Below are 12,054 nucleotides of genomic sequence, written 5' to 3'. Positions count from 1 at the left end.
GAACTCGCGCTGGCCGCCAACGACCCGGCCCGCGCGCTGGCGGTACTGGAGGGCGGCGGCACGGAGCCGCGGCCTGAACTGCTGCTGTCATCGCAGGCGCAGCTGCAGCAGAACGGCCGCGCCGGCGAGGCGGCGCAGCGGCTGCAGACCTGGGTGGCGTCGCACCCGAAGGACGCGGCCGCGTGGCAGCTGCTCGGGCGCGCCTATGCCGCGCAGGGGCAGAACCTGCGCTCCATCCGCGCCGAGGCGGAGGCGCAGGTGGCGCACCTGGACTACGCGGCGGCGCTGGACCGCTTCAAGGCGGCGCAGGACGCCGCGCGCAAGGGCGCCAGCGCGCAGGACCACATCGAGGCGTCGATCATCGACACCCGCGCGCGGCAGGTGGAATCACTTCTTCGCGAACAGGCTCTCGAGCGCTGAGTCGATCACCATGCCGATCACCGAGTAGATCAGCGAGCCGATGAGCGCGGCGCCGAAGCCGCGCACCTGGAACCCGCTCAGGAATCCCGAGGCGGCCCAGAACATCAGGGCATTGATGACGAACAGGAACAGGCCGACCGTGAGCACGGTGACCGGCAGCGTGAGCACCACCAGGATCGGCCGCAGCACCGTGTTGAGCAGGCCGATGACGAAGGCGGCGACCAGCGCGGCGCCGAAGCTGCTCACTTGCACGCCGCTGTACACATAGGCCACGAACAGCAGCGCGGCGCCCAGCAGCAGCCATTTGACGATGAGCTTCAACATCGCCGCAGGATACCCCAGAACAATCCTGCGGCGACGCGTTCACTCCGCGGCCAGCAGGGCCAGCGCGCCCATGCCCAGCACGGCGCCCGAGACCTGCCAGCCGGCGCCGGCGTCGGCTGTCTGCCCGCCCTCCAGCGGCGCCAGTTCCTGGCCGAATTTCGGGCGGCGCAGGTCTAGCACGCGTGCGTCGCCGTGGCGCGCGCGCAGCTGCCGCGTCAGCGCCGGCAGCGGCCCCTTGGCCAGCACCGGCGTCACCTGGTCGCCGCCCGCGCGCAGGGCGGGCACCACCTGGGCGAACAGCTTGTCGGACCAGCGCTGGCGCCACTGCTCACGTGCGCTGTGGCTCACCCATTTGCCGATGCGCCGCGTCATGCGCGGGGCACAGGCCACCAGCACCCAGTGCAGCGGCGTGGCGCCCGACTGGCGGCGCGGTGGCATCTGCCGCAGCACGCTGTCGGCGTCGTCCAGGTAAACGATGAAGGTGTGTTGGTTCGTGTCCATGGCGGGCTCCTCGGGTGGGTCAGGCTGCGTGACGGGACTGCGGGCGGGCGGCGCGGCGGCGCGCGGCCCACCAGCCGGCGGCCAGCACGCCGGCGATGGCGGCGAGGTAGGTGCCCCAGCGGGCCACGGTGTGCAGCATCTCGGGCGGATCGAAGACGGCGTCGAGCAACGGCTCGTGCACGATCATCCGGGCGGCCGTGAAGGCCAGCACGGCGGCGCCGGCATGGATGATGAGCGGAAAGCGCTCCACCAGCTTCAGCACCACGGTGCTGCCGAACACCACGATGGGCACGCTCACCAGCAGGCCGATGAGCACTAGGTCGAACGCGCCGTGCGCGGCGCCGGCCACGCCCAGCACGTTGTCCACGCCCATCAGCGCGTCGGCCACCACGATGGTCTTCATGGCGCCCCAGAAGGTGGTAGCCACCGGGCCGTGCTCCTTGCCGCCGCTGTCCTCGGCGAGCAGCCTGTAGGCGATCCACAGCAGGCCCAGGCCGCCGGCCAGCATCAGACCAGGGATCTTGAGCAGCCAGACCACGCCGATGGTCATCACCGAGCGCACGGCGATGGCGCCCATGGTGCCCCAGAGGATGGCTTTTTTCTGCAGCTGCGGCGGCAGGTTGCGCGCGGCCAGCGCGATGACGATCGCGTTGTCGCCGGCAAGGACGAGGTCGATGAGGATGATGGCCAGCAGGGCCGACCACCAGGCGGTGGAAAGAAACTCCATGACGAATGCTCCGGGTTGCGTGTCGATCGACAACCCGAGGCGGTACGGCGTCAGTGAGGCTGCGGCTGCCGAGAGCCACGGTCGCGCTTCGACCGAACCGCTGCGGGTTCTGTGTCGAAGGTCTTGCTCGGCTGGAGTGTGTTGTTATGCCCAGCAGACCGGGAGCTTGCGCTCCGTATTGACGGCCTGGCTGATGCCCGCTGCAGCTGTGCCCTGTTGGCACCTCCCTTTGGCTGCGGCTGGCGGAGAGCTACTCCCCTTCAGAGAGCGATTACAGCATGGAAAGGGCCTCCGGCACTGTCAGCCGGGGCGCTATCATGCGCCTCCTTCCATGGCCGCCATCCACATCACCGACATCGAGGCCGCGATCAATTTCTGGCGCGACGCCAAGCCGTCTCCCGACGGCGTGACGCTCGCGCCCGAGCTGCGCGCCCTGGCCGAGGTGTACGCGCTGATGGTGTTCTACAGAGAAGACGAGGTGGCCGAGCGCGGCTTCCCGGCCGCCGCCTACGCGGCCTGGCAGGCCTGGTACGCCACCCAGCCCGATACGCCTTGCATCGCCATCTGCTCTACCAGCCAGGGCGACGCCCAATGCAAGGGCTGCGGGCGCAGCTTCGAGGAAGTGCAGCACTGGACCGAGATGAGCCCCGGCGAAAAACGCGGGGTGTGGCGGCGCATCACGCAGCAGGGCGAGGCCTGGCGCTTCAACCGCTATGCCGAGCGCGCCCGCGAAGCCACAGCGGACAAGCCGTTTTCAGAGACTCGTTAAGCTGAGCGCATGCGCCGGCTGACCAGAGCACCCAACATCGCCATCGGCGCCCTGTGGGTCGACATCCTGCGCCAGGCCGGCATCGCGGCGTCCATGCAGCGCTACTTCCTGGGCGCCGCGGCGGGCGAGCTGCCGCCCGACCAATGCCTGCCGGAAATCTGGGTGACGCACGACGAGCAGGAAGCCCAGGCGCAGACGGTGCTGCGCGACCTGCAGCATGTGCAGCAGCGGCGCTGGGTCTGCGCCTGCGGCGAACGGGTGGAGGGTGGCTTCGAATCCTGCTGGGCCTGCGGGCTGGACATGCCGGCCTGAGCCGGCGCGCTGGCCTATTTCCAGCGCAGCGGCTCGATGGTGACGCTGGCGGCCGAGCCGTCGCCCAGCATCAGCGCGCCTTCCTGGATGGTGGCCTGCAGATGCATGCTGCGCTGCGCCAGGGTGGCGAGTTCGCGCGACGCGTCGGTGGGAATGCGCCAGACCTCCAGCTTGTCCAGCCGCGTGAGCTTGGTCTCGATGCCGCGCCACCACACCTCGGCCGAATGGCTGAACACGTAGAGCGCCGCGCGGTCGGCCTTGCGGCTGGCCTTGGCAAGCGCCACCTCGTCGGGCTGGCCGACCTCGATCCACAGGCGGATGGCGCCGGTGAAGTCGCGCAGCAGCACGTCCGGCTCGTCCGGGTCGGACAGGCCGGCGCCGAAGCCGAGCGTGCCGTCGCCGTTGCACACGGACTGCAGCGTGTGCGCGTTCAGCGCCAGCGCGGCCAGCCGCACCATCATGCGTTCGTCGGTCTCGCTGGGATGCCGCGCCAGCGTGAGCGTGTGGTCGGCGTAGTAGCCGTGGTCGATGTCGGCGACGGCCAGCGACGCCTTGAAGATGGTTGATTTGAGGGCCATGTCGGTCGATCAGCAGCGCTTGGCCAGTTCAGCGGCCTTGCCGACATAGCCGGCCGGCGTCATCGCGAGCATCCGGTCCTTCTCGGCTTGCGGAATTTCCAGCGAGCGGATCAGGCCATGCAGGTCTTCCGGCCGCACGCTCTTGCCGCGCGTGACTTCCTTCAGCTTCTCGTAGGCGCCCTGCACGCCGTAGCGGCGCATCACGGTCTGGATCGGCTCGGCCAGCACTTCCCACGACGCGTCCAGGTCGGCGTGCAGCGCTTCCTGGTTCAGCTCTAGCTTGCCCAGGCCGATGCCCAGCGAGTGGTAGGCCAGCGCGGCGTAGCCCAGCGCCACGCCCATGTTGCGCAGCACGGTGGAGTCGGTCAGGTCGCGCTGCCAGCGCGACACCGGCAGCGTCGAAGACAGGTGCTTGAGCAGTGCGTTGGCCAGTCCCAGGTTGCCCTCGGCGTTCTCGAAGTCGATCGGGTTGACCTTGTGCGGCATGGTCGACGAGCCGATCTCGCCCGCGCGCAGCCTCTGCTTGAAATAGCCCAGGCTGACGTAGCCCCACACGTCGCGGCACCAGTCCACCAGGATGGTGTTGGCGCGCGCCACCGCGTCGAACAGTTCCGCCATGTAGTCGTGCGGCTCGATCTGGATGCTGTACGGCTGGAAGGTCAGGCCCAGGCCCAGCGGTTCGGGGTTCTCCACCACCTTGCGCGCGAAGGCTTCCCAGTCGAACTCGGGCCAGGCGGCCAGGTGCGCGTTGTAGTTGCCGACCGCGCCGTTCATCTTGCCCATGAGCTTGACCGAAGCGATCTTCTCGCGCGCGGCGGCCAGGCGCACCACCACGTTGGCGATCTCCTTGCCCACGGTCGTGGGGCTGGCGGTCTGGCCGTGGGTGCGGCTGAGCATGGGCACGTCGGCATGTGCATGCGCCATTTCGCGCAGCTTGCCGATGACCGCGTCCAGCGCCGGCAGGATCACCTGGTCGCGCGCGCCCTTGAGCTGCAGCGCATGGCTGGTGTTGTTGATGTCCTCGCTGGTGCAGGCGAAGTGCACGAACTCGCTGGCCACGCGCAGTTCGGGCCGGGCGTCGAACTTCGACTTGATCCAGTACTCCACCGCCTTCACGTCGTGGTTGGTGGTCTTCTCGATGTCCTTGATGGCGTTGCCGTCGGCCTCGGAGAAATTCTTCACCAGTCCCAGCAGATAGGTGCGCGCGCCGGGGCTCAGGGGCTTGAATTCGGCGAAGCCGGCATCGGACAATGCGATGAACCAGCACACCTCCACCTGCACCCGCCTGTGCATGTAGCCCAGTTCGCTCATCAGCGGGCGCAGCGGCGCGAGCCGGCTGGCGTAGCGGCCGTCCAGCGGCGACAGCGCGGAAATGGGGGAAGGCGTCATGGTTGCGAATTGTAGGGGTGCCTCTGCGGGCGCCTTGCGCAAACCCTTCCCCTAGAATCGGATCGCAAGCGACCACAACACGAAAACGCGAGAGAGCTCCCCATGAAATTGATCGGATCCACCAGAAGTCCTTACGTGCGCAAGGTGCGCATCGTGATGGCCGAGAAAAAGCTGGACTATCAGTTCGTGCTGGAAGACGTGTGGGCCGACGACTCGGCCATCATGGAATCGAACCCGCTGGGCAAGGTGCCCTGCCTGGTGATGGAAGGCGGCGAGGCGCTGTTCGATTCGCGCGTGATCGTCGAATACCTGGACACGCTGTCGCCGGTGGGCAAGCTCATTCCGGCGGTGGGCCGCGAGCGCGCCGAAGTGAAGACCTGGGAGGCGCTGGCCGACGGCGTGCTCGACGCGGCCTCGCTCGCGCGGCTGGAAAACACCTGGGCGCATCGCAACAAGCAGCAACGTTCGCAAGCATGGATCGACCGCCAGGTGGCCAAGATCGAAGCCAGCGTCAAGGCCATGAGCCAGGGCCTGGGCGACAAGCCGTTCTGCGCCGGCATCTACCTCAGCCTGGCCGACATCGCGGTCGGCTGCGCGCTGGGCTACCTGGATTACCGGTTTCCGGACATCACCTGGCGCGGCGACTACCCGAACCTGGCGAAGCTGCAGGACAAGCTGATGCAGCGCCCCAGCTTCATCGACAGCGCCCCGCCGACCAACTGAAACGGACGGTGCGGCAAATGAAAAAGCGCGGCCTGTGCCGCGCTTTTTGCCGTCCGAAATAAAAATGCCGCGAAGCGCCCCGGAACGAAGGAGGGAGGGAGGGAGGAGGAGAAGAGGCGCTCCAGGATTGCATCCGTACCCGTGGGCACAGAAGGCTTCGCAGCAATAACTGGGTGTGGATCCCTGCCCTTGTTGCCGGGATGGAGTGCCGCCGGAGTTGGCAGGTTCCCGCCGGCGCAGAACGGCGGGGTAAATTTTTGTGAACGCGGCAGCCGGCTCAGCGGGTGGCGAGCGCCGTTTCCACCGCCTGCACCAGCGCCTTGTCGTCCGGCGCGGTGGTGCTGCCGTAATTGGCCAGCACCCGGCCGTCGCGGCCCACCAGGTATTTGTAGAAATTCCAGCGCGGCGCCACGCCGGTCTGGGCCGCCAGCTGCTTGAACATCGCGTTGGCCTCGGCGCCGCGCACGTGCGAGGCGCCGAACATCGGGAATTTCACGCCGAAGGTGTTCTCGCAGAAATCGGCGATGTCCTTGTTGCTGCCCTTTTCCTGGGCGAAGTCGTTGGAAGGAAAGCCCAGCACCACCAAGCCGCGGTCCTTGTAGCGGCTGTAAAGGGCCTCCAGCCCCTTGTATTGCGGCGTGAAGCCGCAATAACTGGCGGTGTTGACCACCAGCAACACGCGGCCGCCGTATTGGCACAGGGCCTGCGGCTGCTCGTCCTGCAGGCGCGGGAAGCTGTGCTGCAGCAAGGCTGGGCAGGCCGCCGTCCCTGGGGGAGCCGCTTGCTGCGCTTGTGCTGCACTGCAAAGCAGGCCGGCGGCAGCAATGGCGACGAGGGCGTGCGGGACAGGGCGCATGGCGCTTCTCCAGGGAAATGTGCGAGGAGATTGTGCGCGCCAGATGTGGAAAAATGCGCCCGGCTGAAGCATGTCCCTGATCTGTAAAGCCTTTTTCATGTGCCTCCGCGTAAAATCGGGGCCAACACCCCGACTGCCATGCTTTATCCCGAACTCTTCAAGCAACTCGAATCCGTCCGCTGGGACATGGACAAGGACATTCCCTGGGACCAGTTCGACGCTGGCAAGCTGTCCGACGAGCAGGCCCAGACCATCAAGATGAACGCCATCACGGAGTGGGCGGCGCTGCCGGCCACCGAGATGTTCCTGCGCGACAACCGCGGCGACTCGGATTTTTCGGCGTTCATGTCCATCTGGTTTTTCGAGGAACAGAAGCACTCGCTGGTGCTGATGGAGTACCTGCGGCGCTTCAGGCCCGAGCTGGTGCCCACCGAGCAGGAGCTGCACGACATCCGCTTCGAGTTCGACCCGGCCCCGGCGCTGGAAACATTGATGCTGCATTTCTGCGGCGAGATCCGCCTGAACCACTGGTACCGCCGCGCGGCCGAGTGGCACTCAGAACCGGTCATCAAGCACATCTACAGCACGCTCAGCCAGGACGAGGCGCGCCACGGCGGCGCCTACCTGCGCTACATGAAGCGCGCCATCCAGAACTTCGGCAACGACGCGCGCGCGGCGTTCGCCAAGGTCGGCGTGCTGATGGCCAGCGCGCGCCGCACGGCGCAGGCGCTGCACCCGACCAACCTGCACGTGAACAAGACGCTGTTCCCCAACGACACCATCCAGTCGCGCCTGCCCAACCCCGAGTGGCTGGAACACTGGCTGGACACGCAGATCAAGTTCGACGCTGTGTGGGAGAACAAGGTTGTCGAGCGCATCCTGCACAACCTGAGCCTGCTGATGGACCGCAGCTTCAAGAGCGTGCAGGAACTCAACCGCTTCCGCAAGGAAATGCAGGCCACCCTGACCGGCGGCACCACGCCCCAGCCCCAGCCCGACGCGGCCTGACGCGGGTGCAGCCGCCCGGCTTTCTGCACAAGATCGTCGCGCGCGCCGACGCGGCGCAGGCGCTGCGAAACCTCCCGCAGCCGGTGGTCTTCACCAACGGCGTGTTCGACGTGCTGCACCGTGGCCACGTGAGCTACCTGGCGCAGGCGCGCTCGCTTGGGGGCAGCCTGGTGGTCGCGCTCAACACCGATGCTTCCGCGCGCCGCCTGAACAAGGGCCCCGAGCGCCCCCTGAACAACGAAGCCGACCGCGCCGCCGTCATCGCCGCACTGGAGTCCGTGAGCCTGGCCACCTGGTTCGACGAGGACACGCCGGTGCAGCTGCTGGCCGAGTTGCGCCCGCAGGTCTACGTGAAGGGCGGTGATTACGACATGGCCACGCTGGCCGAAACCCGCCTGGTGCAAGGCTGGGGCGGCCAGGCGCTGGCGATCCCGTTCGTCACGGGCTATTCCACCAGCGCCCTGGTCGGAAAAATCAGGAAGCCGGCTTAGGTTCTTCGACGGCTTCGCCGCCTTGCGCGTGCGGCAGCTTGCGGTTCGCGCCGCGGTGGCGCAGGCGGTCGATGCGCCGATGCAGCCACTGCTCGATGTCATCCAAATAGGTGAACACCACCGGGATCACCAGCAGGCTCAGCACCGTGGACGTGATCAGCCCGCCGATCACCGCGATGGACATCGGCGAGCGGAAGCTCGGGTCGGCGCTGCCGATGCCCAGCGCGATCGGCAGCATGCCCGCGCCCATGGCGATGGTGGTCATGATGATCGGCCGCGCGCGCTTGTGGCAGGCGTCCAGCAGTGCGTCGAAGCGGGTCAGGCCGTGCTCGCGCCGCGCCACGATGGCGTATTCCACCAGCAGGATCGAGTTCTTGGTGGCAATGCCCATCAGCATGATCAGCCCGATCAGCGAAGGCATGGAAAAACTCTTCTGCGCGACCAGCAGGCCGATGAAGGCACCGCCCAGCGACAGCGGCAGCGCCGCCAGGATGGTGACCGGGTGCAGGAAGTCCTTGAACAGCAGCACCAGCACGATGTAGATGCACAGCACGCCGGTCAGCATGGCCAGGCCGAAGCTGGCGAACAGCTCGCCCATGACTTCCGCGTCGCCGACTTCCACCAGCTTCACGCCCGGCGGCAGGCCGCGCACCGCCGGCAGCGCCTGCACCGCCTCCTTCACGTCGCCCAGCGGCGTGCCGGACAGCTCGATGTCGAAGTTGATGTTGCGCGAGCGGTCATAGCGGTCGATCACCGCCGGCCCGCCGGTCAGCTGCAGCGTCGCCACCTGGCCCAGCATGACCGGGCCGCGCGTGCCGGGCACCGACAGGCGCTCCAGCACGCTCAGGTCCTTGCGCGCTTCGTCCCGCAGCTTGATCACGATGGGGATCTGCCGCTGCGCCAGGTTCAGCTTGGGCAGCGACACGTCGTAGTCGCCCGAGGTGGCGATGCGCAGCGTCTCGCCGATGGCCGCGCTGGTCACGCCCAGGTCGGCCGCCTTCGCGAAGTCGGGCCGCACCACGACCTCGGGGCGGATCAGGCTGGCGGTGGACGCCACCTGGCCCAGGCCGGGGATGGTGCGCAGGTCGCGCTCCACGGCCAGCGCGGCCGACTCCAGCGCCTGCGGGTCCTCGCCGGTGAGCGACAGCGTGTACTTCTCGCCCGAGCCGCCCAGGCCGACGCGCGTGCGCACGCCGGGCAGCGACTCCAGCGCGGTGCGAATCTGGTTCTCGATGCCCTGCTTGCGCGGGCGCTCGGCGCGCGAGGCGAGCTGGATCGTGAGCGTGGCCTTGCGCACTTCTGCCACGCCGATGGACGTCATCGGGTCGCCTCCGGCGGAGCCGCCGCCGATCGTCGTGTAGATGCTCTTGACGTGCTTCACGCCGGCCACCAGGCGGCGCGCCTGCTCCGCCGTCGCCAGCGTCTGCTGCAGGTTGGTGCCGGGCGGCAGCTCCAGGTAGACCTGGGTCTGCGAGTTGTCGTCGGGCGGGATGAAGCCGGTGGGCAGCAGCGGGATCAGCGCCACCGAGCCGACGAAGAACGCCGCCGACATCAGCGCGGTCTTCACGCGGTTGTTCATGCTCCAGGTCACCGCGCGCAGGTACCAGCGCATCCACTTCGGGTCGCCGTGGTCGGCCACCGGCTTGAGCAGGTAGGCGGACATCATCGGCGTCAGCACCCGCGCCACGATCAGCGAGGCGAACACGGCGAGCGACGCGGTCCAGCCGAACTGCTTGAAGAACTTGCCGGCCACGCCGCTCATGAAGGCGGTGGGCAGGAACACCGCGATCAGCGTGAAGGTGGTGGCGACCACCGCCAGCCCGATCTCGTCGGACGCCTCCATGGCCGCCTGGTAGGGCGTCTTGCCCATGCGCAGGTGGCGCACGATGTTCTCCACCTCCACGATGGCGTCGTCCACCAGGATGCCGATCACCAGCGACAGCGCCAGCAGGGTGACGATGTTGATCGAGAAGCCCAGCAGCGCCATGCCGATGAAGGCCGGGATCACCGACATCGGCAGCGCCACGGCCGAGACGAAAGTGGCGCGCCAGTCGCGCAGGAACAGCCACACCACCAGCACCGCCAGCGCCGCGCCTTCGTACAGCAGGTGCAGCGAGCCTTCGTATTCCTCCTGCACCGGCGTGACGAAGTCGAACGCCTGGGTGAGCTCGATGTCCGGGCGCGCGGCCTTGAGTTCCACCAGCGCCTTCTGCACGGCGGCGCCGACCTGCACCTCGCTCTCGCCGCGGCTGCGCGCCACCTCGAAGCCCACCACCGGCCGGCCGTCCAGCCGGGCGGCCGCGCGCGGCTCGGCCACGGTGTCGCTGATGGTGGCCACGTCTTCCAGCTTGATGGTGCGGCCGCCGGCGATGGCGATCTCGATCGCGCCGACCTCGCGCGCCGACTTCACCGTGGCCAGCGTGCGCACCGGCTGCTCGCCGCCGCCCAGGTCGGTGCGCCCGCCGGCGCTTTCGGTCTGCACCTGGCGCAGCTGGCGCGAGATGTCGGCGGCGCTCGCGCCCAATGCCTGCAGCTTCGACGGGTCCACCGCCACCGCGATCTCGCGCGTGACGCCGCCCACGCGGTTGATCGCGCCGACGCCGCGCACGGCCAGCAGCTTGCGCGAGAGTTCGTTGTCGACGAACCAGGACAGCGCCTCGTCGTCCATGCTGCGCGAGGCGATGGTGAAGGCCAGCACCGGCTGGCCGGCCAGCTCCAGCTTGCTGACGATCGGGTCGCGCAGATCCGCCGGCATGTCCGAGCGCACGCGCGCCACGGCGGAGCGCACGTCGTCCACCGCCTCCTGCACCGGCTTTTCCAGCCGGAATTCGGCCGTGAGCGTCACCGCGCCGTCCTGCACTTTGGTGAAGATGTGCTTCAACCCCTGCACCGTGGCGACCGAGTTCTCCAGCTTGCGCGCCACGTCGGTTTCCAGCTGCGCCGGCGCCGCGCCGGGCAGCGCCGCCGTCACGATCACCGTCGGCAGGTCGATGTCCGGAAAGTTCTGGATCTTCATCGCCTTGAACGCGATCACGCCGCCGAAGGTGAGCAGCACGAACAGCATCACCGCGGGGATCGGGTTGCGGATGGACCAGGCCGAGACGTTGATCATGGTGAGGGCATTGTTACTTCGTCGCGCCGGAGGCGGCGGATGCTGGTTTGGCCGGCGTGCCGGCGGTGCCGGCGTCGTTCACCCGCACCACGTCGCCGTCGTTCAGGAAGCCCGCGCCCGCGGCCACGATGCGCGCATCGGCCGGCAGGCCCGCCACCTCGATGCGGTCGCCGGCCATGCGGCCCAGCTGCACCTTGACCTGCGCCACGCGGTTGTCGGGCGTGACGCGGAACACGTAGTTGAAGCCCTCGCGCACCACCAGCGCCTGCTGCGGCACGGTCAGCGTGGGCACGGCGCCCAGGTCGAATTCGCCGCGCGCGAACATGCCGGCGCGGGCGCTGCCGTAGTCGCCGCCGGGCAGCGCCTGCACGTCCACGTAGACCAGCGCGATGCGGTTCTGCGGATCGACAGTCGGGCCGATGCTGCGCACCCGGCCCGACAGCCGCGCGCCGCTGGCGGCGGTGATGATGGCGGTGGTGCCGGTGGTGATGCGCCCCAGCTCCCCCGAGGTGACTTCGGCGCGCCATTCGAGCCGGCCCTTGCGGATCAGCCGGAACAGCTCGGCTCCGTTGCCGACCACCGCGCCCACGGTGGCGCCGCGCGCCGAGATGATGCCGTCGTCCGGTGCATGCACGGCCGATTGGCCCAGGCGCACCTCCTGCGACTGGAACTGCGCGCGCGCCGCCTGCACGCGCGCCTGCGCGGTCTTTTCGGCGGTGAGGTACTGGTTGATCTGCGAGGCGCTAAGCGCGCCGGTGGACTGGATGCTGCGCGCGCGCGAGGCGTTGGCCGCCGCATCGCCAGCGGCCGCTTCCGCTTCGGCCAGGCCGGCGCGCGCCTGCGC

Annotated in this window: 13 protein-coding genes and 1 pseudogene; 6 read left to right on the top strand and 8 right to left on the bottom strand. The window is 68.5% G+C overall.

Features of this window, described 5'->3' with window-relative positions; all coding sequences use genetic code 11:
• Positions 1-420: pseudogene (locus H0U68_RS06870) on the top strand (peptidase M48); the annotation flags it as partial.
• Here H0U68_RS06870 and H0U68_RS06865 read toward each other — a convergent pair.
• From H0U68_RS06865 to H0U68_RS06855, 3 genes are all read right to left on the bottom strand, one after another.
• Positions 388-741 (bottom strand): phage holin family protein, encoded by a 354-nt coding sequence (locus H0U68_RS06865; RefSeq protein ID WP_296353952.1) that lies wholly within the window; start codon positions 739-741, stop codon positions 388-390. The pseudogene H0U68_RS06870 and the gene H0U68_RS06865 sit on opposite strands and share 33 nt — an antisense overlap.
• A gap of 42 nt (positions 742-783) precedes the next feature.
• Positions 784-1,182 carry a hypothetical protein gene (locus H0U68_RS06860; RefSeq protein ID WP_296353950.1) on the bottom strand — a complete coding sequence of 133 codons (399 nt, stop codon included), beginning with the start codon at positions 1,180-1,182 and terminating at the stop codon, positions 784-786.
• Between the two features lie 82 nt (positions 1,183-1,264).
• Positions 1,265-1,972, bottom strand: a complete 708-nt coding sequence (locus H0U68_RS06855; RefSeq protein ID WP_296353947.1) for a TerC family protein — start codon at positions 1,970-1,972, stop codon at positions 1,265-1,267.
• A gap of 331 nt (positions 1,973-2,303) precedes the next feature.
• Here H0U68_RS06855 and H0U68_RS06850 point away from each other — a divergent pair, with 331 nt between their 5' ends.
• Together H0U68_RS06850 and H0U68_RS06845 are read left to right on the top strand one after the other, a co-directional pair.
• Positions 2,304-2,741 (top strand): DUF3717 domain-containing protein, encoded by a 438-nt coding sequence (locus H0U68_RS06850; RefSeq protein WP_296353944.1) that lies wholly within the window; start codon positions 2,304-2,306, stop codon positions 2,739-2,741.
• Between the two features lie 9 nt (positions 2,742-2,750).
• A complete protein-coding gene (locus tag H0U68_RS06845; protein WP_296353942.1) occupies positions 2,751-3,053 on the top strand; it encodes a DUF2007 domain-containing protein in 303 nt (100 codons plus the stop codon).
• Positions 3,054-3,067: 14 nt separating this feature from the next.
• Here the strand turns inward: H0U68_RS06845 and H0U68_RS06840 are convergent, their stop codons facing one another.
• Both H0U68_RS06840 and purB read right to left on the bottom strand, forming a co-directional pair.
• The gene (locus H0U68_RS06840) at positions 3,068-3,631 is read right to left on the bottom strand and encodes a YaeQ family protein (RefSeq protein WP_296353941.1); all 564 of its coding nucleotides are present in this window, start codon (positions 3,629-3,631) and stop codon (positions 3,068-3,070) included.
• Between the two features lie 9 nt (positions 3,632-3,640).
• Positions 3,641-5,020 (bottom strand): adenylosuccinate lyase, encoded by a 1,380-nt coding sequence (purB, locus tag H0U68_RS06835; RefSeq protein ID WP_296353939.1) that lies wholly within the window; start codon positions 5,018-5,020, stop codon positions 3,641-3,643.
• A 102-nt stretch (positions 5,021-5,122) separates the two neighbouring features.
• Between purB and H0U68_RS06830 the strand changes: the two genes are divergently transcribed.
• Positions 5,123-5,743 (top strand): glutathione S-transferase N-terminal domain-containing protein, encoded by a 621-nt coding sequence (locus tag H0U68_RS06830; protein WP_296353937.1) that lies wholly within the window; start codon positions 5,123-5,125, stop codon positions 5,741-5,743.
• 277 nt (positions 5,744-6,020) lie between these two features.
• Here H0U68_RS06830 and H0U68_RS06825 read toward each other — a convergent pair whose 3' ends face one another.
• A complete protein-coding gene (locus H0U68_RS06825; RefSeq protein ID WP_296353935.1) occupies positions 6,021-6,599 on the bottom strand; it encodes a glutathione peroxidase in 579 nt (192 codons plus the stop codon).
• 138 nt (positions 6,600-6,737) lie between these two features.
• Here H0U68_RS06825 and H0U68_RS06820 point away from each other — a divergent pair, with 138 nt between their 5' ends.
• Together H0U68_RS06820 and rfaE2 are read left to right on the top strand one after the other, a co-directional pair.
• Positions 6,738-7,607 (top strand): ferritin-like domain-containing protein, encoded by an 870-nt coding sequence (locus H0U68_RS06820; protein WP_296353933.1) that lies wholly within the window; start codon positions 6,738-6,740, stop codon positions 7,605-7,607.
• A gap of 5 nt (positions 7,608-7,612) precedes the next feature.
• Positions 7,613-8,098 (top strand): D-glycero-beta-D-manno-heptose 1-phosphate adenylyltransferase, encoded by a 486-nt coding sequence (gene rfaE2, locus H0U68_RS06815; protein ID WP_296353931.1) that lies wholly within the window; start codon positions 7,613-7,615, stop codon positions 8,096-8,098.
• Here the strand turns inward: rfaE2 and H0U68_RS06810 are convergent.
• Entirely contained in the window at positions 8,082-11,207 is a 3,126-nt protein-coding gene (locus H0U68_RS06810; RefSeq protein WP_296353949.1) for an efflux RND transporter permease subunit, read from the bottom strand. The genes rfaE2 and H0U68_RS06810 overlap by 17 nt on opposite strands.
• A 16-nt stretch (positions 11,208-11,223) precedes the next feature.
• Positions 11,224-12,054, bottom strand: an 831-nt coding sequence (locus tag H0U68_RS06805; protein ID WP_296353929.1) for an efflux RND transporter periplasmic adaptor subunit, incomplete at its 5' end; no start/stop codon positions are given.

It is taken from the genome of Ramlibacter sp., assembly GCF_013697775.1.
In the GTDB taxonomy this organism is placed as follows: Bacteria; Pseudomonadota; Gammaproteobacteria; order Burkholderiales; family Burkholderiaceae_C; genus Ramlibacter.
Note: the sequence above shows the minus strand (reverse complement) of the source record. Positions and strands in the feature narration are given on the sequence as shown.